We start from the raw sequence: 20,291 nt of genomic DNA on the forward strand, positions 1-20,291 counted from the left end.
CGGATCATGCGGCGGGGCGTCTTTGCTGCGTCAGATCGGGGATCGGTTCGCCCGCCGCGATCTGGCGCCATAGCTGGATAAGGGGCGCCAGCGCCTGTGCCTTGTCGTGGTCCTGCCACGGCTTTTCATATTGGTAATGCAGAATATGAATGTCGCGCCAGTTCCACAGCGCGGGCAGGTTCATCCAGACATATTGCAGCAGATTGTACTGGATCGGCAGGCCGTGCCAGTCGGGAAAGAAATCCTGCAAAAAGCTCTGATCGGTGCGCGCCCAGAACTGGCCTGGCCGGTCCAGCCGTGCCAGCATCAGACGAAAGGTTTCGGGATCGGGCCGCGCTGTGAAAACGCCGGAGTTCATCCGGTGAAACCCATCCAGCCCATCATAGACATTGGGTGCCGCGCAAAATTCAGGAAAGTCGAACAGCTTGTCGACGGGCCGCAGCACCAGCGCATCGGCGTCGATGAAAACGCAGCGCGCATAGTCCAGCTGCCACAGCCGCAGCTTGACGAAATTGTCCAGAGGGGTATGAAAATCCGGCTTGCCGCCGCGGGTGAAAGCCGCGCGCCGATGCAAAGCATCGCGGGCATGGATGCCGTCGAATTCGGCGCTGGTGGGCAGCAGGTCGGCCGCGATCAGCCGCGCCCCAAGCGCGCGCAACCGCGCCAGCCCGTCCGCCGGGACATGGCGATGCATCACCGCAATATCTGCGCCGGTGCCCGACAACCTGAGCGAGCGTATCAGCGCCTCGGCACCGGGCAGGTAGTCATTGTTTGTGACCAGTGTCACAAAGGCGCGTTCGGCGCGTGCGGGCAACTCGGCCCGCAGCCCCGGCGCCACGCGATAGCAACTGCGCGCCTGCGGCTGGTCTGCGATCTGGCTGATATGCGGTGATGTCATGGCCGTTGAATCCCTGACTCTTTGCTGCTCTTTCCTGCCCTTTAAAAGGCTAGGTTGCTGGTGTTACGCCCTCATGACGCAGGCTTGACGTATTTATGACAGGCTCATGGGTTCTTTCCTAGTCTCGCAACCGCCGATAAGCTGAGGGTCACCAGTCAGAGGTTGCGCCATGCCGATACCCGCCCCCGTCCTTTCCGAATTGCAAACGCTGCTGGGCGAACGCCTGTCATCGACGCAGGCTGACCGCGATCATCACGGCGGATCCGAAAGTTATCACCGTGCGCCGCCGCCCGATGCGGTCGCCTGGCCAGAGACAACGCAAGAGGTCTCGGCGATCCTGCAACTGTGCAACAGACATGGCGTGCCGGTGATCGGCTGGGGCACGGGCACCTCGCTAGAGGGACATGCGCTGGCCGTCGTCGGCGGTCTGTCGCTGGATATGGCGCGGATGAACAAGGTGACCGAGGTTCGGTCCGAGGATATGCAGGCCAGCGTCCAGCCCGGTTTGACGCGCGAGGAACTGAACACCGAACTGCGCACCACGGGGCTGTTCTTTCCGGTCGATCCGGGTGCCAATGCCAGTCTGGGCGGCATGGCGGCGACGCGGGCCAGCGGCACCACTGCGGTGCGCTATGGCACCATGCGCGACAATGTTCTGGCGCTGGAGGTCGTGCTGGCCGACGGGCGCATCATCCGCACCGGCAGCCGGGCCGCGAAGTCCAGCGCAGGCTATGACCTGACCGCGCTGATGGTGGGGTCAGAAGGCACGCTTGGGATCATCACCGAACTGACCTTGCGCCTGCACGGGCAGCCGGAAAAGATCGCCGCTGCCGTCTGCGCCTTTCCGACGCTGGAGGGCGCGGTCGAATGCGTGACGGCGACGATCCAGTCGGGCATACCGATGGCCCGGATCGAGTTCATCGACGAAGTGTCGGTCCGCGCCTTCAACGGCTATGCGGGCCGGAATTTCCCCGAGCAGCCGCATCTGATGATCGAGTTTCACGGCAGCGAGGATGCCGTCGCCGCCGATGCCGAGCGCTTTGGCGAACTGGCCAATGACTTTGGTGGCCAGGGCTTTGAATGGGCCGCCACGCCCGAAGATCGCAACGCGTTGTGGAAGATGCGCCATCAGGCCTTTCCGGCGCAGCTTTCGGTGCGCCCGGGCAGTACCGCTGTCGTGACCGATATCTGCGTGCCGATGTCGGAACTGGCCGGCGCTGTGGCCGCCGCACATGAAGATATTGCAGCCGACGGCATGGTTGGCCCGATACTTGGCCATGTGGGTGACGGTAATTTTCACTCGGCGCTGCTGGTCGAACCGGGCAATGAGGACGAGTTGAAACGCGCCAAGGCGCTGGCCCGGCGGATGGCCGAACGCGCACTTGCGGTGGGCGGAACGATCAGCGGTGAACACGGCGTTGGCATCGGCAAGCGCGCGTTGATGGCCGATGAACATGGCGAGGGTTGGCAGGTCATGGGTGCGATAAAGGCGGCGCTTGACCCGAACAATATCCTCAATCCCGGCAAGCTGGTGCCGGAGCGGAACTGACGAGGTGAGCATGTGTACAACCGGTGAATGCGAATGTGGCGAGATTGGCTACAGCGTGACAGAGGATGGGCCGATCCATGTCTATGCCTGTCACTGCCTCAACTGTCAGACCCGCAGCGGCAGTGCCTTTGGCGAACACGCCCTGGTCGCAGCCAGCGACTTTGACTGCAAGGGCGAGACCGTCACACATGACCGCCACTGCGATGGCATCGACTTTCAAGAGGTCTTTTGCGCAAATTGCCGGACCCGCATCTTCAATCGCAACAGCGCCATGCCCGATATGATCTTCCTGCGCGCCGGCACGCTGAACGACAGCCAGCGGCTGAACCCGATTGCGCATATCTGGACCAAACGAAAGCAGCTTTGGCTGCTGCTGCCCGATGGCATCCCGCAATTCGATGAATCGCCCACGCCGGAAGAATTCGGGCAGGCAGTGCAGGCAGCACTTCGGCGCGGATCCGACGGGATCTAGGGGATGAGCCCTGGTCGGGTGCGCTGAATTCGGTCATCTGACGCATACGTGACCGACACGTCCCGGTGACTTTCAGTCACGGCTTTGCGATAAAGCTGAAAAGAACAAGGTAGTCAATTTTGGGGCAGGGATGAAACTTCTAGCAAAGCTTGTGATGGCCATGATGCTGGTCACGATGGTTGTCAGCTGTGGCCGGACGCCGCCGCGCGGTGGCGGGGGCGGCGCGACCTATGTTGGTGGCAATACGCCGCAGCTTGGTGACAACGATCCGCACGTCTGGCGCAGCGGGCATCCTTATGGCCATCAGGTGCACGGGATCGACATCTCGCGCTGGCAGGGGGACATCAATTGGGGGCAGGTGCGCGGTGCGGGCATCAGTTTTGCCTTCATCAAGGCGACCGAGGGCGGCGATCACAGCGATCCCAATTTCCAGCGTTACTGGCGTGAGGCGGGTGCGGCGCGTATCCCGCGCGGCGCTTATCATTATTACTATTTCTGCCGCACGGGCGCCGAGCAGGCCGCCTGGTTCATCCGCAATGTGCCGCGTGAACGTGGTGCGCTGCCGCCGGTGCTCGATCTGGAATGGACCAATTCGCGCACCTGTCCGCGCCGCCCGGCAGCCGCCGAGGTCAAGCGCGAGGCCGAGGTCTTCATGAATATCGTGGGCCGTCATTACGGCCAGCGCCCGATCATCTATACGACGGTCGATTTCTACCGTGACAACCAGCTTGGCACCATGCGCGCCGAATTCTGGCTGCGCTCGGTCGCTGATCACCCGCGTGCGCGCTATCCCGGCCAAAACTGGAGCTTCTGGCAGTATACCGGCACCGGCACCGTTCCGGGCATTCGCGGCGATGTCGATCTGAACGCGTTTGCCGGCAACAGTGCGGAGTGGGCGCGATGGCTACAGACGCATCTGTCACGCTAAGATCGCGATCCTGGCTTTGGGCCGAGTTTGCGGCGCTCTATATCGGGGCGCCGCTGGCCATTGCTCTGTTTCTGCCGCCCGAGCGGATGTTTGCGGCTCTGTTCGCGCTGACGCTTGTGGGGCTGGTCCTGTTGTGGCGGACGGGTGGTTTCGACTGGCGCTCGCTGATCGGAGGCTGGGACCAGATAAACTGGCCGTTCGCCGCGCTCTTTACCGTCGGCGTGGCCGCGGTTGGCTATGCGATCATGCGCGCGACCGAGCCGGACTATATCCGCGAACTGACCGGACCGCGCCTGCGCTTTCTGTTTCTGATCTGGCTGCTCTATCCGATCCTGTCGGCGCTGCCGCAGGAACTGATCTTTCGCCCGCTGTTCTTTCATCGTTTTGGCAGCCTGTTTCCCGATGGACGCGTGGCCATTCTGGCCAATGCGGCGATCTTCAGCTTTGCCCATCTGATGTATTGGAGCATCGTCGTCGCGATCATGACCTTTCTGGGCGGGCTGTTTTTCGCCAGGGCCTATCAGCAGCGCGGCTTTCTTTCGGCGTGGCTGTTGCACGCTTTGGCAGGCAATGCGTTGTTTGCGGTCGGCATGGGCTATTATTTCTGGTCGGGCAACGTCGTGCGCCCGTTCTGAGCGGTTGACTTCGCCGCGCCGTCGCTGTTCATGCGAGGGCTGAAAGAAAGAGGTCCGCCATGCACGCCTATCGCAGCCATACCTGCGCCGATCTGACCGCCGCCGATGCCGGGGAAACCGTCCGCCTGTCGGGCTGGGTTCATCGCGTCCGCGATCATGGGGGCGTGCTGTTCGTCGATCTGCGCGATCATTATGGCATGACGCAGGTGCTGGCCGACAGCGACAGTCCGGCCTTTTCCGCAATGGAAAAGCTGCGCTCCGAGACCGTGATCCGCATTGATGGCCGCGTGAAACTGCGCGATGCGTCGCTGATCAACACCAAGCTGCCCACCGGCGAGATAGAGGTCTATGCCACCGATCTGGAGGTGCTGGGCCCGGCGGATGAGCTGCCCTTGCCGGTCTTTGGCGATCAGGACTACCCCGAGGAAACCCGGCTGACCTACCGCTTTCTGGACCTGCGCCGCGAGTCGCTGCATGACAACATCATGCTGCGGTCCAAGGTGATCCGGTCGCTGCGCAACCGTATGTGGGACACCGGCTTTACCGAATTCCAGACGCCGATCATCACTGCCAGCAGCCCAGAAGGCGCACGCGATTTTCTGGTGCCCTCGCGCCTGCATCCGGGCAAATTCTACGCACTGCCGCAGGCCCCGCAGCAGTTCAAGCAGCTGATCATGGTTGCCGGTTTCGACCGCTATTTCCAGATCGCGCCTTGCTTCCGTGACGAAGACCCGCGCGCCGACCGCAGCCCCACCGATTTCTACCAGCTTGACGTGGAAATGAGCTTTGTGACGCAAGAGGATGTGTTTGCCGCCGTTCAGCCCGTCATTCAGGGCGTCTTCGAAGAATTCGGCGGCGGTCGCCCGGTCGATACCGACTGGCCGCTGATCCCCTATGCGGAATCGATGCTGAAATACGGCAGCGACAAGCCCGACCTGCGCAACCCCATCGAGATGCAGGTGGTTTCCGATCATTTCCGCGGCTCGGGCTTTGCGATCTTTGCCAAGCTGCTGGAACAGGACGGCACCGAGATCCGCGCCATTCCAGCGCCCACCGGCGGCAGCCGCAAGTTTGCCGACCGGATGAACGCCTTTGCCCAACGCGAAGGTCTGCCGGGCATGGGTTATATCCTGTGGCGAAAAGCCGAAGATGGCAGCACCGAAGCCGCAGGCCCGGTTGCCAAGAACATCGGTCCCGAACGCACAGAGGCCATTCGCCAGCAGCTTGGTCTGGATGAGGGCGACGCAGCCTTCTTCCTTGGCGGCAAGCCGGAAACGTTCGAGGCCGTCGCAGGGCGTGCGCGCAACGAGATCGGCAAAGAACTTGGCTTGACCGAGGAACACCAGTTCAAGTTTGCATGGATCGTCGACTTCCCGATGTATGAGAAGACCGACGAGGGCAAGATTGACTTTAGCCACAACCCGTTTTCCATGCCGCAGGGCGGGATGGAGGCGCTGTCGGCCGACCCGCTGGCGGTCAAGGGCTATCAGTATGATCTGGCGTGCAACGGCTATGAACTGGTCTCGGGCGCGATCCGGAACCACAAGCCGGAAATCATGTTCAAGGCGTTCGAACTGGCCGGCTATCCGGCATCAGAGGTCGAAAACCGCTTTGGTGGTATGGTCAAGGCGTTCAAATACGGCGCGCCTCCGCACGGTGGTTGTGCGGCTGGCATCGACCGGATCGTCATGCTGCTGGCGGATGAGGCGAATATCCGCGAGGTCATCATGTTCCCGATGAACCAGCGCGCCGAGGACCTGATGATGGCCGCGCCAAGCGAACCCAGCAACGAACAGATGCGCGAATTGCGCCTGCGGGTTCTGCCAAAAGAGTGATCTGACATCCTGCCTGCGGCCATGCGATAAGTCCGGCGGGGGCGATTGCCCTCGCTGATCTGGTCTGTGGTAACGATATGGACGTGTCATTTCCTCTGCTTGCGGCGATTCGTCTGGGCTATGGCCTGTCGCCGCTGATGCCCGCGCCGCCGAATGCGCAGGCCGTGTTGAACAGCGTGCAGCGCGCCTGCGATCCGGGCACTGACGCTGTTTCACATGCAGACATACGCGAACAGACCAAGCAATTTGCGGCCCTGGCCAAGGCACGCAAGGGCGGCGACAAGGCTGCCATTCAGCGCTATCGCGAGATGAACCGGGCGATGGCCGCTCTGCCGCGTCAGGATCTGCAGCGCAGGCTGGCCCGCGCGGTCGAGGCGCCGGCGGGCTTTGGCGAGAGGCTGGTTCAGTTCTGGGCGGATCATTTCACCATTCGCGCGGATGGCGCGGCCAATCAGTTGATGGGTATGGCTTTTGTCGATCAGGCAATCCGCCCCCATCTGAATGGCAATTTTGCCGATCTGCTGATCGCGGCCGACACGCATCCAATGATGCTGCGCTATCTCAACCAGAACAGCTCTTTCGGGCCGAATTCCCGCTCGGCCCAGAACAATCCCGAGCGTGCCCTGGGCCTGAACGAGAACCTCGCGCGCGAAATGATCGAATTGCACACTCTGGGCGCCGGTGCCGATTACAGCCAGGAGGACGTGCGTCAACTCGCTGAATTGCTGACCGGGCTGACCTGGCGCCGCAACGATGACCGCCGGTTTGTTCCGGCCATGGCCGAGCCCGGCGCCGAGACGGTGCTGGGTCGCAGTTACGGCGGCGATGACCGCGCGGAAATGCAGGATATCCATGCCGTGATGGCCGATCTTGCCCGGCACCCGCATACGGCGCAGCACATGGCCGGCAAGCTTGCCAGGCATTTCGTGTCGGATACACCATCGTCCGCGCTGGTGCAGGATCTGGCGGCAAGCTGGCGCGACAGCGATGGCCATCTGCCCACGGTCTATGGCGTGCTGGTCGCACATCCCGATCTGGCGCGCGATTTTCGCGCCAAGGTGCGCCAGCCCTTCGACTATCTGGCCAGCGCGACCCGTGCCCTGGGGCTGAGCGGGGATGATATTCGCGCGCTGACAGGGCAGCAGATGCGCCGCTTTTATCACGTGCCGATCAACCGCATGGGTCAGCCCTGGACGCGCCCGACGGGCCCGGATGGATGGCCCGAGGCGGCCGCTGCCTGGATCACGCCGCAGGGTTTGGCAGAACGCATCGAATGGGGTTTGCAGATGCCAGCCAAGCTGCTGAAAGAACTGCCAGATCCGCGAAAGCTGGTGTCGACTGCACTGGGCGATACGGTGGGTGATCCGCTGCAATGGGCCGTGCCAAAGGCGGAATCCACGCTTGAGGGGGTGGCCATGGTGCTGTCCTCGAACGACTTTAACAGACGCTGAGGGGTATCATGCTGAGCCGCCGGCTATTTCTGAAATCAACTGCGCTTATCGGCTGTTCCGCCGCCGCGCATCCGCTGCTGTCGACCGTCAGCTTTGCCTCGGCGCCGGGCGAGAATCGGCTGGTGGTGATCATCCTTCGCGGCGCGATGGATGGCTTGGACGTGTTACAGCCCTACGGGGACCCCGCGCTTAGGGGTCTCAGGCCGGGCCTGTCGACCGGGCCGGCGGATGGCGCGACGGATCTGGATGGGTTCTACGCGCTGCATCCGGGGTTGGGCGCGCTTTATCCGCTGTGGCAGGCGGGGCAGTTGGGCTTCGTGCCTGCCGTCTCGACCCCGTATCGCGACAAACGCAGCCATTTCGATGGGCAGGATCTGCTCGAATCCGGGACCGGCCATGACCTGCCGGTCCGCATGCAGCAGGGCGGCTGGCTGAACCGGTTGTTGCAGGACATGCCCGATGCGGTGTCGCAAACCGCCTATTCGGTGGGGGTTGAGGATATGTTGATCCTTGCCGGGCAGGCGCAGGCGCGCAGTTGGGCGCCAGACGCGCAACTGCGGATGTCTCCGCAGGCGCAGATGCTGCTGGACCATGTCTATCACGACGATCCGCTGTTTCGTGATGCGGCATCCCTGGCGGGCGAAATCGCGGCCGAGCGGATGGATGGCGGCCGCCGGGGCGGTGGGGCAACCGCCGGCGCGCTTGGCCGGTTCGCGGCATCGCGCCTGAATGAAGCGACGCGGATCGCCAGCTTCTCGATCGGAGGTTGGGACAGCCATGCCAACCAGCCGCAAGTTATCGGCAGGGCACTGCAACGGCTGAGCGACGCCATCCTTGCATTGCGCGAGGGGCTGGGCGGGAACTGGGATCGCACCACGGTGCTGGCAATGACCGAGTTCGGACGGACCGCGCGGCAGAATGGTTCAGGCGGGACCGATCACGGCACGGGCGGCGCGATGCTGATGGCGGGCGGCGCGATCCGGGGCGGCCGCGTGATCGGTGATTGGCCGGGCCTGGGCGAGGGCGATCTTTACGCGGGGCGTGATCTGATGCCGACGCGCGATGTTCGGGCCTATGCGGCCTGGGCGATGCGCGGCCTGTTCGGCACCGAACGCAATGCGCTGGAACAGTCGATCTTTCCGGGGCTGGACATGGGCGATGATCCGGGGATGCTGGCCTGAGATCAGCACACGGAGCATCCGATGCAGCAGTCGCAACCCGTCCTTGGCGCGGAACTGGCCGGCTTCACCCTGCCACCCGTGCCGGGCCCCGATGAGATTGCAGGCCGTCTGGCGCGGCTTGAACGCTTGGATGCAGATGCCCACGCGCCTGATCTGTTTGCGGCCAATCGCGGTGCCGACGAGGTTTTCGATTATCTGAACTATGGCCCATTCGATCAGCTGGACGACTATCGCGACTGGCAGGCAGGCATGGCAGAGAAATCCGATCCCTGTTTCTATGCGATCCGGGACCTGGCAGCGGGTCGTGTGTTGGGTATCGCGTCCTTCCTGCGGATCGAACCGCCCAATGGTGTGATCGAAATCGGCCATATTCAGATGTCGCCACCCTTGCAGCGCACAGCCGTTGCCAGCGAGGCGCTGATCCTGATGATCACCTGGGCGTTCGAGGCAGGCTATCGTCGGGTAGAGTGGAAATGCAATGCGCTGAACGCAGGATCACGGCGCGCGGCGCTGCGGCTTGGATTCACAGCCGAGGGGATCTTTCGTCAGCATATGATCAACAAGGGTCGCAATCGCGACACGGCCTGGTATTCGATCATCGACCAGGAATGGCCGTTATTGCGTGGCGCGTATCAGACCTGGCTGTCGCCCGATAATTTCGATGCGGGTGGTCGGCAAAGGCAAAGTCTCTCTGACCTGACCGCCCGCGCGGTTCCGGGCCGCCAGGATGCGGGCTGAACAGCGCGGGCCGCGCGGACCAGTTGCCCGCTTGCAAGATGCCCGTGTCGTGCCTAGAGACCCAGTCATGCCACGCCGGTGCCAACCGGTTGGCGCCCCGGCTAGACACCGCCCACAGCCGCCAGTCTTTCGTGAACCAGACCACTGATCCGGCTCAGGTCAGAGGCCAGTGCGCGACCGTCGGCATGGTCACATGCCAGCGCGTTGGCGGCGTTTTCCAGCGCCGTATCATGGGAAGAACGTCCCAGGCCCGCCAGAAAGCGCGCAATATAGTCGATGGCGGTCGTGTCCTCGGCTGCGGCCATGACCTCGACGATGTGGGCAAGGTCGTCGCGCAAAGCCGAGCTGTCGGGCGCGATCACGTCATCGGGCAGCAATCGCAGCCCCGTCGTCCGCGCCTCTGGCGGCAGGTGGCGCAGAATGATCTGCTGAAAGGCAGCCAGACTCTCGACAGGTTTCGCCAGAAAGCCATTGGCACCCGCAGCCATTGCCGGTTGTTCATTGTCGGGATCACCCGACATGCCCAGGATCACAGGCACACGCGGCTGCGCTGCGGCGACAGAGGCGATCAGATCCGCGCCATCGCCATCGGGCAGGCCAAGATCGACGATCACCACCGAGGGGCGATAGGTTTGCAGATGCCGTGCCGCGGATTTCAGACAATCCGCGCGCCGGATCCGCGCGCCGGATCGCAGACAAAGCAATCGCACGGCTTCGCTGGCAAATCGCGAGTCCTCGACCACCAGCACTGTCAGCCCGCTCAGCGGCCTGTTTGGTATGCTGGCATTCCACAGCGGCAGCGCCGCAACCGTAGTTCCATTCCCGACTTCTGTCAGCATCGCCTTGTCCCCGTCATGATTCTCGTGACCAGTCCAGATAAAGCGCGATTCGCTAAGATCGGGTTAATCGGGTTTGGCAGCGCAATTGCGGCGCCGGAGGTTTGGGTTGCGGCAAGGTCATGAGCAAAATAGGCGGTTGTGATAGTTGGACCTATTCCGCAGCGATGTGCCGCGTAGCCTGAGGGACATAGTTCAGAATGGGTGCCAGCCAGCGTTCTGCGTCCTCCAGCGAAATGTTCTTGCGGGCGGCGTAATCCTGAACCTGATCGCGTTCGACCTTGGCCACGCCAAAATAATAGCTGTCGGGATGCGCGATATAGAGGCCAGAGACGGATGATCCGGGCCACATCGCCATGCTTTCGGTCAGTTCCACCCCCGTTGCCGCCTCGGCATCCAGCAGCCGGAACAAGGTCAGCTTTTCGGTATGATCGGGCTGCGCGGGATAGCCCGGCGCGGGGCGAATGCCCTGATAGGGTTCGCCGATCAGGTCAACAGGCGCAAAAGTTTCATCGGGCGCGTAGCCCCAATAGTCCCGCCGAACACGTTCATGCAGCATCTCGGCCATGGCTTCTGCAAAGCGGTCGGCCAGCGCCTTGACCAGGATCGACGAGTAGTTGTCATTCGCGCGATCAAAGCTTTCGGCGATCCTGGCCTCTTGTGGTCCCGCCGTGACCACAAAGCCACCGACCCAATCGGCGACCCCGTCAGGTGCCACAAAATCCGACAGCGCGACATTGGGCCGCCCGGGCCGCTTGGCGTGTTGTTGGCGCAGGGTGTGCAGTGTTGCAAGCGGCGCTGTCCGATCCGCATCACCGAACAGGCGAATGTCATCGCCATCGCGATTGGCGGGCCAAAAGCCGACGACCGCGCGCGGCCCGAACCATTTCTCATCGATGATCCGCGCCAACATTGCCTTGGCATCGTCAAACAACCCACGCGCGGCCTCGCCCTGCCGTTCGTCCTGCAAGATCGCGGGATAGACGCCTTTCAGTTCCCATGTGCGGAAGAACGGCGTCCAGTCGATATAGTTGGCGATTTCGGCCAGGTCCCAGTCATCAATCACCCTGGCGCCGGTAAACCGGGGGGCCGGCACGCTGTAATCCGACCAGTCGATCTGCTTGGCATTGGCCCGCGCGGTTGCCAGTGGTACCCGTTGCTTTGCACGTTCGCCGCGTTCGTGGCGTTCTGTCACCTCGACATATTCGCTGCGGATACCGTTGACATAGCCAGCCTTTTGTTCGGGCGACAAAAGCTGGCTGACCACGCCCACGGCGCGGCTGGCATCCAGCACATAGATCGCCTGTCCGCGCTTGTATCGCGGTGCGATCTTGACCGCCGTATGCACCTTGGACGTGGTTGCCCCGCCAATCAGCAGGGGGATGTCAAAACCTTCGCGTTCCATTTCGTTGGCCAGATGGGCCATTTCATCAAGGCTGGGGGTGATCAGGCCGGAAAGCCCGATGATATCGACCTTTTCCTCGATCGCGACCTGCAGGATCTTTTGCGGCGGGACCATGACGCCCAGATCGATGATCTCGTAATTGTTGCAGGCAAGGACGACGCCGACGATGTTCTTGCCAATGTCATGCACATCGCCCTTGACCGTGGCCATCAGCACCTTGCCGGCGCTTTGCCGCCCCTGACCGCCATTCAGGCGCTTTTCTTCTTCCATATAGGGCAGCAGGACCGCCACGGCCTGTTTCATCACCCGGGCCGATTTGACCACCTGCGGCAGGAACATCTTGCCCGCACCGAACAGATCGCCCACGACGTTCATCCCGGCCATCAACGGCCCTTCTATGACATGCAGCGGGCGTTCAGCGGCAAGGCGGGCTTCTTCGGTATCGGCCTCGATGAACTCGGTGATGCCGTTGACCAGCGCATGTTCCAGCCGTTTGTCGATGGACCAGTCGCGCCATGCCAGATCGCGGACCTTTTCCTCGCGCGTGCCGCCCTTGAAGCGTTCGGCAATCTCCAGCATCCGCTCGGTCGCGTCATCGCGGCGGTTCAGAACGACATCTTCGCAGCGCTCGCGCAGGTCGGGGTCGATCTGGTCATAAACCGCCAATTGGCCCGCATTGACGATGCCCATATCCATGCCCGCCTGAATGGCGTGGTAAAGGAAGACGGCATGCATCGCCTCGCGCACGGGTTCATTGCCGCGGAAGCTGAAGGACAGGTTCGAGACCCCGCCCGAGACGTGGGTATGGGGCAGGTTGGCCCTGATCCAGCGGGTCGCCTCGATGAAATCGACGCCGTAATTGTTGTGTTCCTCGATCCCGGTCGCGACGGCAAAGACGTTGGGATCAAAGATGATGTCTTCGGGCGGAAAGCCGACCTCATCGACCAGAATGCGATAGGCACGGGCACAGATTTCGGTCTTGCGGGCGCAGGTGTCGGCCTGACCCTGTTCGTCGAACGCCATCACGACCACCGCGGCGCCGTAAGCAAGGCACAGCCGGGCGTGATGGCGGAACGCGTCTTCGCCCTCTTTCATGCTGATGGAATTGACGATGGATTTGCCCTGCACGCATTGCAGCCCGGCCTCGATCACCTCCCATTTCGAACTGTCGATCATCACCGGCACGCGGGCGATGTCGGGTTCCGAGGCGACCAGGTTCAGAAACTCGACCATCGCGGCTTTGGAATCGATCAGCCCTTCGTCCATATTGATGTCGATGATCTGCGCACCGTTTTCGACCTGATCGCGCGCCACATCCAGGGCCGCGGCGTAGTCGCGGTTGGTGATCAGTTTGCGGAACCGGGCAGAGCCGGTCACATTGGTCCGCTCGCCGACGTTCACGAAGGGAATGTCGGGTGTCAGAACAAAGGGCTCCAGACCGGAAAGTCGCAGATAGCGGTTCATGCTGCGGCCTCGAATTTGCGCGGTTGGCGTGGGGCGAAACCGGCCAAGGCATCGGCGATGGCGCGGATGTGGTCCGGCGTGGTGCCACAGCAACCGCCCACGACATTGACCAATCCTTCGCGGGCAAATTCGGCCACCTGTCGCGCGGTATCATCGGGGCCTTCGTCATATTCGCCAAAGGCGTTGGGCAGTCCCGCATTGGGATAGGCGCAGGTAAAGGTGTCGGCCACGCCCGCCAGTTCCGCCATATGCGGCCGCATCGCCGCCGCCCCAAGCGCACAGTTCAGTCCGACGGTAAAGGGCCGCGCATGAGAGACCGAATGCCAGAATGCGGTCGGCGTCTGCCCTGACAGCGTGCGCCCGGACGCATCGGTGATGGTGCCGGAAATCATGATCGGCAGGCGCTGGCCATGTTCGGCAAAAGCCTCGATACAGGCAAAGATCGCGGCCTTGGCATTCAGCGTGTCAAAGATCGTCTCGATCAGGATCAGGTCCGCGCCGCCGGCAATCAGCCCGTGCACCTGTTGGCCATAAGCGATGCGCAGATCATCGAAGGTGACGGCGCGATAGCCCGGATCATTCACATCCGGCGACAGGGATGCGGTGCGGTTCGTCGGCCCCACCGCGCCCGCGACAAAGCGGGGCTTGCCGTCGATGGCCGTCGCGCGATCCAGGGCGCGGCGCACGACCCGCGCGCCCTGTTCGTTCAGGTCATGCACGGCAGCCTGCAGCCCGTAATCAGCCTGCGCGATGGTCGTGGCGGAAAATGTGTTGGTTTCAGCGATATCCGCACCCGCCATGGCATAGTTGAAATGGATCTCTTCCAACGCCTCGGGTTGGGTCAGGATCAACAGATCGTTGTTGCCCTTTTGCGGATGATCGCTGTGGTGCCGGCAGACATGGCCCGAGCCGTGTCCGGTGAAATCATCCTCTGACAGGCCCAGTTGCTGGATCTGCGTGCCCATTGCCCCGTCAAGGATCAGGATTTTCTCATGGGCCAGCGCGGTAAGCTGCGCTGTGGCGGGATGGGCTGGAAGCTGGGACATGTGCAGAATCTGACCGTGATGGCTGAAAGTCGGGCCTGACTAACAGCCTGAGCGGCGTTAGGCGAATTCATAATCTGCAGGATAATTATGAATATGACGCATGGTTCTGATGTCGGCGGTTCAGTCCGGCACGCTGCGAGCGGGGTCAGATGCCGTGGCGCGAAACCCGGCCCTCTAGAAACTTCGATGTCAGAAATCCCAACCCACCTGTTCCCGCGTACCAGCGGCGATGGAGTTGCCAAGGCCGTTTTTACCGGTCACCCTGCGCCTATCGGCTGGCGGCGCAAAAGAGGCAGAGAATCGACGGTCCTTGCCGATATATCCGCGCGCCTGACCAGTGATCAGATGACCCGGATACTGACACCAAAAGCGGCGCCTTGCCCAGCAATGTAAGGGTTTTCTTTGATATCAATTGGATAGGATGGTGCTGTGAGAGAGGATTGAACTCTCGACCTCACCCTTACCAAGGGTGTGCTCTACCACTGAGCTACCACAGCGCCGTGCAGGGGCGTTTAGACAAAGCGGCGCGGCGGCGCAAGGGGCTGCTGCGCAAAAAGTTCGGCGGGTTTTCTCCGGCTTCGCCGTGACCGTGCGGCAAGGCGTCGGGAAAACTGGACTGTCGCCGGCGGCGCGGGTAACAGGGGCGCATGGCTGAGGCGCGCAACACCGGATCGCAACAGGGCAGTCGCGAAGAGCGGCTGCGCGCTGCGCTGCGGGCCAATCTGGCGCGGCGCAAGGCGCAGGCGCGTGCGCGCGCCGATAATGAAGAACAGGCCGAAACGGCCAAGTCGGATACGGGCGAAACCGAAGGGGACGAATAGATGGATCAGATCATCGTGCAAGGCAACGGGGCGCTGCATGGCGAGATCCCGATTGCCGGGGCCAAGAATGCCTGTCTGGCGCTGATGCCGGCGACGCTGCTCAGCGATGAGCCGCTGACGCTGACCAACGCGCCGCGTCTTTCGGACATCCGCACCATGACCGAGTTGCTGCAATCGCTTGGCGCCGAGATCACGACGATGCAGGACGGCCAGGTGCTGACCCTGTCGTCCCATGATCTGAACAACCTGACAGCCGATTATGACATCGTGCGCAAGATGCGGGCCTCGAACCTTGTGCTGGGTCCGCTGCTGGCACGGGCGGGGCAGGCTATCGTGTCGCTGCCCGGCGGCTGCGCCATCGGTTCGCGGCCGATGGATCTGCATATTTCGGGGCTGGAGGCATTGGGCGCCGAGATCGAGCTGAAAGACGGCTATCTGCATGCCAAGGCGCCCAAGGGGCTGAAAGGCGCGGTGATTGATCAACGTTTCGCCTCGGTCGGGGCCACGGAAAACATCGTCATGGCGGCCACGCTGGCCAAGGGTACGACCGTGCTGAAGAACGCCGCGCGCGAGCCCGAGATCGTGGATCTGGTCAAATGCCTGCGCGCCATGGGGGCGCAGATCGATGGCGAGGGCACCGAGACCATCACCATTCAGGGCGTCGACCGCCTGCACGGCGCGACCCACCCTGTCGTCGTCGATCGGATCGAACTGGGCACTTACATGATCGCGCCCGCCATTGCCGGCGGAGAGGTCGAGCTGCTGGGCGGCCGCATCGAACTGATCGAGGCCTTTTGCGAGAAACTTGACGCAGCCGGCGTCTCGGTCGAGCAGACAAATCGCGGCATCAAGGTCGCGCGCAAGAATGGCCGCATTCGCGCCGTCGATGTGAAGACCGAGGTCTTTCCCGGTTTCCCGACCGATCTGCAGGCGCAGATGATGGCGCTGATGTGCACGGCGGAGGGCACCAGCGTGCTGGAGGAAACCATCTTCGAGAATCGCTTCATGCACGCGCCCGAGCTGATGCGCATGGGGGCCAAGATGGATGTCCATGGCGGCCATGTGACCGTCACCGGCGTCGAAAAGCTGAAGGGCGCGCCGGTCATGGCGACCGACCTGCGGGCATCCGTCAGTCTTATCCTCGCGGGACTTGCGGCCGAGGGCGAGACCGTTGTCAGCCGCGTCTATCATCTGGATCGAGGTTACGAACATGTGGTGCGCAAACTACGCGGCGTGGGTGCACTGATCGAGCGTGTGAAGGAGGGTGGCGCCAATGGCTGATGCCAGCTTTCTCGATGCCGGTCCCGATACACCGCTGACGCTCAAGGCCGAGGATGCGGGCGATCTCAGCATCATCTCGACGCTGGTGCAGGACGCTGTGCTGCCCGGCAGCGAAATCTCTTATGACCGCAAGGCACGCCGGCTGGCGCTCTTGATCAACCGGTTCCGCTGGGAGGATGCCGAAGCCGCGAAACGCGATGGTCGCCCGTTCGAACGGGTGCGCTCACTGCTGATCATCGGCGATGTGTTGCGCCTGCAAAGCGACGGTGTCGAACAGGATGCCGATACCGTGCTGGAACTGCTGGCGCTGTCCTGGCAACCCGATGCCGACGGCACCGGGCGCCTGATGCTGGAATTCGCGGGGGATGGCACGCTGGTCGCCCATGTCGAGTGCATCAACCTGGATCTGCGCGACGTCACCAAGCCCTATGTCGCGCCGTCGGGCAAGGCGCCCTCGCATCCCGAATGATCGTCTGGCAGCTTGGGCCGGACCGGGCCGAGGAATGGCGACATTTGCGATTGGCCGCCCTGCGCGATGCACCCGATGCCTTTGGGTCCAGGCTGGCTGACTGGCAGGACCGCCCGCTGTCCGATTTCGCCGCGAGGCTGACTGATGTTCCGACCTTTGCTGCGGGCGAGGTTCTGGGGCAACCACTGGCCTCTGCCGCTTGGGTGGCGGGCGGTGATCCGCGCCATCCCTATCGCGGACAGTTGATCTCGGTTTATGCCCAGCCCGAAGCGCGCGGTCGGGGCTATGCCGAAGCCGCCATTGATGCCGCGTTGCGCGATGCGGCGCTGGCCGGGATGACCTCGATGGCGTTGAATGTCCGCAAGACTGCGCAGCATGCGCAGGCGCTGTATCATCGCATCGGGTTTCGAGCCGCCGCATGTGAAGGCCCCGCCAAGGGCTGCTGCGAGACGGAAATCCAGATGCTGAAAGACCTGCCATGATCCTGACTGCTGATGCGCTGGCCTTTGACATGGACGGCACGCTGGTTGATTCCCGTGATCTCATCCTTGAGGTTTGGTCCGGATGGGCCGCGCGGCGGGATCTCGACGCGGCGCAGGTTCATGCGTTTTGTCACGGCAGGCCGCTTCACCGCATTATCGCTCATTTCGCCCCCGATGCGGATTTGCCAGCCGAGGCCGAATGGGTTCTGGGCCAGATGCGTCCACGTGAAAGCCTGCTGCGCCCGGTTGCCGGTGCGGCCGATCTGCTGGCCAGCCTTGATCCCGTTGAATGGGCGCTGGTGACCTCGGCGCCGGCTGAACTGGCGCGGCGCTGGATGGCGATCTGCGGCCTACCTTTGCCGCCGGTCGTGGTGACCGCTGATGATGTCGCACACCCGAAACCCGATCCCGAACCGTTTGCGCTGGCCGCGCGCGGACTTGGGCATGCGCCGGCTCGCATCATTGCATTCGAGGACGCGGCCGCCGGTCTGGCCTCGGCGAAGGCCGCTGGCATGGAAACGGTCGGGCTAAGCGGCGCGACAGGCAGTCTGGCCAGCATCCCCGATTACCGCCGCCTTAGCCGCGATGACGGCCACCCGATCAGATTGTCATTGGTGGATTAGGCGCAGCGCGTCTGACGGCTTCGCCGCAGGCAGGCCCGCGCTGCGAACAATCCTTTGGCAAACATACTGCAGCTTGAGGCGCCACGCGCGAGCCGCTAACAAGTCGCCACCAGCAGAGAGTCATCATGCCGATCACCCTGAAGACGACCGATCCCGATTTTGACCGCCGCTTTGCCGATATTCTGGTGATGAAGCGCGAGGATTCGACCGATGTGAACGACGCCGTGGCCCGGATCATCGCCGATACGCGCAAGCGAGGCGATCTGGCGCTGTGCGAGCTGACGGCCCGTTTCGATCGCCTGGAACTGACGCCGGACAGTTTGCGCTTTGGCCCCGAGGAAATCGCGGCCCAGATTGCGAAAGTCAGCGATGAAGATCGCGCCGCCCTGTCCATGGCTGCGGAACGTATCCGCGCCTATCACGCGCGCCAGATGCCCGAGAATGCCGAATGGACTGATCCCGAGGGCGCGACGCTGGGCTGGCGCTGGTCCCCGGTTTCGGCAGCGGGCCTGTATGTGCCGGGCGGTCAGGCGACCTATCCGTCATCGGTGCTGATGAATGCGGTGCCCGCGCGTGTGGCCGGGGTGCGGCGTCTGGTCATGTGCGTGCCGGCGCCGGACGGTGTGATCAACCCGCTGGTGCTGCTGGCCGCGGAACTGGCTGGCGTCGATGAAATCTACCGCGTCGGCGGGGCGCAGGCGGTGGCTGCGATGGCTTACGGGACCGATACGATCGCGCCGGTCGACAAGATCACCGGCCCCGGCAATGCCTATGTCGCTGCCGCCAAGCGACAGGTCTTTGGCCGCGTCGGGATCGACATGATCGCCGGGCCGTCCGAAGTGCTGATCATCGCCGAGGGCGGGCAGAACCCCGACTGGATCGCGCTGGATCTGCTGGCGCAGGCAGAACATGACGCCGATGCGCAGTCGATCCTGATCACGACCGATCCTGCGCTGGCCGACGCCGTCGCGGGGGCCGTCGACCGACTGCTGCCCAGCTTGCCGCGCGCCGAGATCGCAGGCGCCAGCTGGCGCGATTATGGCACCATCATCATCGCCCGCGATCTGGACGAGGCGGCGGCGCTGTCCGACCGCGTCGCACCGGAACATCTGGAACTGCTGGTCGACGATCCCGAGGCGCTGGCCGGTAAATGCACCCATGCGGGCGCGATCTTTCTGGGCGCCTTTACCCCCGAGGCGGTTGGCGATTATGTCAGTGGCCCCAATCACGTGCTGCCCACAGCGCGCTCGGCCCGGTTTTCATCCGGCCTGTCGGTGATGGATTTCCTCAAGCGCACCACGATTGCGCGGCTCAGCCCCGGCGCGCTGGCGCAAATCGGCCCCGCTGCGGTCCGCCTTGCTGCATCAGAGGGGTTGCAGGCGCATGGGCAATCGGTTCAGGCTCGGCTGGATCAGTTGAATGAGGGGCAGGGATCATGAGCATGACGACCATGATCGGCGTTCTGGCTGCGATCTTCAGCACGATTTGCTGGATCCCCCAGGTGCTGAAGACCCTGCGCACCAGAGAGGTCAAGGATCTGTCGCTTGGCACCAATGTCATGGTGCTGACCTCGGTGTCGCTATGGCTGGCCTATGGGCTCAGTCTGGGCGAATGGCCGCTGATCTTGGCCAATATCTTTTCGATCATCTGTGTCGGGACCATTGTCCTGGCGAAACTGGCATGGGGTCGCGCATGAGCCGTCTAAGCAAGATCGAGATCGACGACAGCGCGATCCCGCCCGCCACGCCGGAAATGGAACAGGAGCGCAAGGTCGCGATCTTCGATTTGCTGGAAGATAACAGCTTCGAGGTTCCGGGCCGCGACGGCCAAGCTGCGCCCGATGGCCCCTATGTGCTGGATCTGGCGATCCGCGAGGGGCGGCTGGTCTTTGATCTGGACAGTGAGGCCGCCGAAAAGGTGGCTGAATTTCACCTGTCGCTCGGGCCGTTCCGGCAGGTGGTCAAGGATTACTTTCAGATCTGCGAAAGCTATTTCGATGCGGTGAAAAAGCTGCCACCCGCCCAGATCGAGGCCATCGACATGGCCCGGCGCGGTATCCACAACGAAGGTGCGCGCACCTTGCAGGAACGGCTTGAGGGCAAGGCCAGTCTTGATATCGACACGGCAAGACGCCTGTTCACCCTGATCTGTGCCCTGATTCCGCAAAAGGCCTGAAC

The 20,291-nt window shown here is 62.9% G+C and carries 20 protein-coding genes and 1 tRNA gene; 16 read left to right on the forward strand and 5 right to left on the reverse strand.

Translation table 11 applies throughout. From position 1 onward, the window contains the following. Window positions 1-4 precede the first annotated feature (4 nt). On the reverse strand, window positions 5-898 hold the full coding sequence (locus tag CUV01_RS14230) for a glycosyltransferase (protein ID WP_157994870.1): 894 nt from the start codon (window positions 896-898) through the stop codon (window positions 5-7). A 169-nt stretch (window positions 899-1,067) separates the two neighbouring features. On the opposite strand from CUV01_RS14230, the gene CUV01_RS14235 reads away from it, so the two are divergent. From CUV01_RS14235 to CUV01_RS14270, 8 genes are all read left to right on the forward strand, one after another. Further along, window positions 1,068-2,447 (forward strand): FAD-binding oxidoreductase, encoded by a 1,380-nt coding sequence (locus tag CUV01_RS14235; protein ID WP_101461051.1) that lies wholly within the window; start codon window positions 1,068-1,070, stop codon window positions 2,445-2,447. A 10-nt stretch (window positions 2,448-2,457) separates the two neighbouring features. Then, window positions 2,458-2,919, forward strand: coding sequence for a GFA family protein (locus CUV01_RS14240; RefSeq protein ID WP_101461052.1), 462 nt, complete (start codon window positions 2,458-2,460; stop codon window positions 2,917-2,919). 130 nt (window positions 2,920-3,049) lie between these two features. Beyond that, complete coding sequence (locus tag CUV01_RS14245; protein ID WP_101461053.1) at window positions 3,050-3,847, forward strand: glycoside hydrolase family 25 protein; 798 nt, start codon at window positions 3,050-3,052, stop codon at window positions 3,845-3,847. Beyond that, the gene (locus CUV01_RS14250) at window positions 3,820-4,482 is read left to right on the forward strand and encodes a CPBP family intramembrane glutamic endopeptidase (protein ID WP_101461054.1); all 663 of its coding nucleotides are present in this window, start codon (window positions 3,820-3,822) and stop codon (window positions 4,480-4,482) included. Before CUV01_RS14245 ends, CUV01_RS14250 begins: the two co-directional genes overlap by 28 nt. A gap of 59 nt (window positions 4,483-4,541) precedes the next feature. Further along, window positions 4,542-6,317, forward strand: a complete 1,776-nt coding sequence (gene aspS / locus CUV01_RS14255; protein WP_101461055.1) for an aspartate--tRNA ligase — start codon at window positions 4,542-4,544, stop codon at window positions 6,315-6,317. Window positions 6,318-6,394: 77 nt separating this feature from the next. Next, entirely contained in the window at window positions 6,395-7,768 is a 1,374-nt protein-coding gene (locus CUV01_RS14260; protein WP_101461056.1) for a DUF1800 domain-containing protein, read from the forward strand. A gap of 8 nt (window positions 7,769-7,776) precedes the next feature. Then, the gene (locus CUV01_RS14265; protein WP_101461057.1) at window positions 7,777-8,949 is read left to right on the forward strand and encodes a DUF1501 domain-containing protein; all 1,173 of its coding nucleotides are present in this window, start codon (window positions 7,777-7,779) and stop codon (window positions 8,947-8,949) included. 21 nt (window positions 8,950-8,970) lie between these two features. After that, window positions 8,971-9,687, forward strand: a complete 717-nt coding sequence (locus CUV01_RS14270) for a GNAT family N-acetyltransferase (RefSeq protein ID WP_101461058.1) — start codon at window positions 8,971-8,973, stop codon at window positions 9,685-9,687. 101 nt (window positions 9,688-9,788) lie between these two features. Here CUV01_RS14270 and CUV01_RS14275 read toward each other — a convergent pair whose 3' ends face one another. From CUV01_RS14275 to CUV01_RS14290, 4 genes are all read right to left on the reverse strand, one after another. After that, on the reverse strand, window positions 9,789-10,526 hold the full coding sequence (locus CUV01_RS14275) for a response regulator (protein WP_101461059.1): 738 nt from the start codon (window positions 10,524-10,526) through the stop codon (window positions 9,789-9,791). Window positions 10,527-10,677: 151 nt separating this feature from the next. Continuing rightward, on the reverse strand, window positions 10,678-13,392 hold the full coding sequence (gene metH, locus CUV01_RS14280) for a methionine synthase (RefSeq protein WP_101461060.1): 2,715 nt from the start codon (window positions 13,390-13,392) through the stop codon (window positions 10,678-10,680). Continuing rightward, on the reverse strand, window positions 13,389-14,438 hold the full coding sequence (locus CUV01_RS14285) for a homocysteine S-methyltransferase family protein (RefSeq protein ID WP_101461061.1): 1,050 nt from the start codon (window positions 14,436-14,438) through the stop codon (window positions 13,389-13,391). Before CUV01_RS14285 ends, metH begins: the two co-directional genes overlap by 4 nt. A 422-nt stretch (window positions 14,439-14,860) precedes the next feature. Continuing rightward, window positions 14,861-14,935, reverse strand: a tRNA-Thr gene (locus CUV01_RS14290). A 150-nt stretch (window positions 14,936-15,085) separates the two neighbouring features. Here CUV01_RS14290 and CUV01_RS19935 point away from each other — a divergent pair. From CUV01_RS19935 to CUV01_RS14325, 8 genes are all read left to right on the forward strand, one after another. After that, window positions 15,086-15,259, forward strand: coding sequence for a hypothetical protein (locus CUV01_RS19935; protein ID WP_198731828.1), 174 nt, complete (start codon window positions 15,086-15,088; stop codon window positions 15,257-15,259). Then, window positions 15,260-16,540, forward strand: coding sequence for a UDP-N-acetylglucosamine 1-carboxyvinyltransferase (murA, locus tag CUV01_RS14295; protein ID WP_101461062.1), 1,281 nt, complete (start codon window positions 15,260-15,262; stop codon window positions 16,538-16,540). Further along, on the forward strand, window positions 16,533-17,009 hold the full coding sequence (locus CUV01_RS14300; RefSeq protein WP_101461063.1) for a DUF2948 family protein: 477 nt from the start codon (window positions 16,533-16,535) through the stop codon (window positions 17,007-17,009). Before murA ends, CUV01_RS14300 begins: the two co-directional genes overlap by 8 nt. After that, a complete protein-coding gene (locus CUV01_RS14305; RefSeq protein WP_101461064.1) occupies window positions 17,006-17,491 on the forward strand; it encodes a GNAT family N-acetyltransferase in 486 nt (161 codons plus the stop codon). The genes CUV01_RS14300 and CUV01_RS14305 overlap by 4 nt, the downstream gene beginning before the upstream one ends. Continuing rightward, complete coding sequence (locus CUV01_RS14310) at window positions 17,488-18,114, forward strand: HAD-IA family hydrolase (RefSeq protein ID WP_101461065.1); 627 nt, start codon at window positions 17,488-17,490, stop codon at window positions 18,112-18,114. Before CUV01_RS14305 ends, CUV01_RS14310 begins: the two co-directional genes overlap by 4 nt. Before the next feature lie 125 nt (window positions 18,115-18,239). After that, window positions 18,240-19,553, forward strand: coding sequence for a histidinol dehydrogenase (hisD, locus tag CUV01_RS14315; RefSeq protein ID WP_101461066.1), 1,314 nt, complete (start codon window positions 18,240-18,242; stop codon window positions 19,551-19,553). Further along, window positions 19,550-19,810 (forward strand): SemiSWEET family sugar transporter, encoded by a 261-nt coding sequence (locus tag CUV01_RS14320; RefSeq protein WP_232962266.1) that lies wholly within the window; start codon window positions 19,550-19,552, stop codon window positions 19,808-19,810. Before hisD ends, CUV01_RS14320 begins: the two co-directional genes overlap by 4 nt. Next, window positions 19,807-20,289: a UPF0262 family protein gene (locus CUV01_RS14325; RefSeq protein ID WP_101461068.1), complete on the forward strand. Its 483-nt coding sequence runs from the start codon at window positions 19,807-19,809 to the stop codon at window positions 20,287-20,289. Before CUV01_RS14320 ends, CUV01_RS14325 begins: the two co-directional genes overlap by 4 nt. The last annotated feature ends 2 nt before the right edge of the window (window positions 20,290-20,291 follow it).

It is taken from the genome of Paracoccus tegillarcae (genome assembly GCF_002847305.1).
Lineage (GTDB): Bacteria > Pseudomonadota > Alphaproteobacteria > Rhodobacterales > Rhodobacteraceae > Paracoccus > Paracoccus tegillarcae.

Coding starts and splice junctions, on each gene's coding strand:
- CUV01_RS14245 (WP_101461053.1), top strand. CDS start 3,050: ATGAAACTTCTAGCAAAGCTTGTGATGGCCATGATGCTGGTCACGATG.
- CUV01_RS14285 (WP_101461061.1), bottom strand. CDS start 14,438: ATGTCCCAGCTTCCAGCCCATCCCGCCACAGCGCAGCTTACCGCGCTG.
- hisD (WP_101461066.1), top strand. CDS start 18,240: ATGCCGATCACCCTGAAGACGACCGATCCCGATTTTGACCGCCGCTTT.
- CUV01_RS19935 (WP_198731828.1), top strand. CDS start 15,086: ATGGCTGAGGCGCGCAACACCGGATCGCAACAGGGCAGTCGCGAAGAG.
- CUV01_RS14325 (WP_101461068.1), top strand. CDS start 19,807: ATGAGCCGTCTAAGCAAGATCGAGATCGACGACAGCGCGATCCCGCCC.
- CUV01_RS14320 (WP_232962266.1), top strand. CDS start 19,550: ATGAGCATGACGACCATGATCGGCGTTCTGGCTGCGATCTTCAGCACG.
- metH (WP_101461060.1), bottom strand. CDS start 13,392: ATGAACCGCTATCTGCGACTTTCCGGTCTGGAGCCCTTTGTTCTGACA.
- CUV01_RS14240 (WP_101461052.1), top strand. CDS start 2,458: ATGTGTACAACCGGTGAATGCGAATGTGGCGAGATTGGCTACAGCGTG.
- CUV01_RS14300 (WP_101461063.1), top strand. CDS start 16,533: ATGGCTGATGCCAGCTTTCTCGATGCCGGTCCCGATACACCGCTGACG.
- aspS (WP_101461055.1), top strand. CDS start 4,542: ATGCACGCCTATCGCAGCCATACCTGCGCCGATCTGACCGCCGCCGAT.
- CUV01_RS14230 (WP_157994870.1), bottom strand. CDS start 898: ATGACATCACCGCATATCAGCCAGATCGCAGACCAGCCGCAGGCGCGC.
- CUV01_RS14265 (WP_101461057.1), top strand. CDS start 7,777: ATGCTGAGCCGCCGGCTATTTCTGAAATCAACTGCGCTTATCGGCTGT.
- CUV01_RS14305 (WP_101461064.1), top strand. CDS start 17,006: ATGATCGTCTGGCAGCTTGGGCCGGACCGGGCCGAGGAATGGCGACAT.
- CUV01_RS14250 (WP_101461054.1), top strand. CDS start 3,820: ATGGCTACAGACGCATCTGTCACGCTAAGATCGCGATCCTGGCTTTGG.
- CUV01_RS14270 (WP_101461058.1), top strand. CDS start 8,971: ATGCAGCAGTCGCAACCCGTCCTTGGCGCGGAACTGGCCGGCTTCACC.
- CUV01_RS14275 (WP_101461059.1), bottom strand. CDS start 10,526: ATGCTGACAGAAGTCGGGAATGGAACTACGGTTGCGGCGCTGCCGCTG.
- CUV01_RS14235 (WP_101461051.1), top strand. CDS start 1,068: ATGCCGATACCCGCCCCCGTCCTTTCCGAATTGCAAACGCTGCTGGGC.
- murA (WP_101461062.1), top strand. CDS start 15,260: ATGGATCAGATCATCGTGCAAGGCAACGGGGCGCTGCATGGCGAGATC.
- CUV01_RS14310 (WP_101461065.1), top strand. CDS start 17,488: ATGATCCTGACTGCTGATGCGCTGGCCTTTGACATGGACGGCACGCTG.
- CUV01_RS14260 (WP_101461056.1), top strand. CDS start 6,395: ATGGACGTGTCATTTCCTCTGCTTGCGGCGATTCGTCTGGGCTATGGC.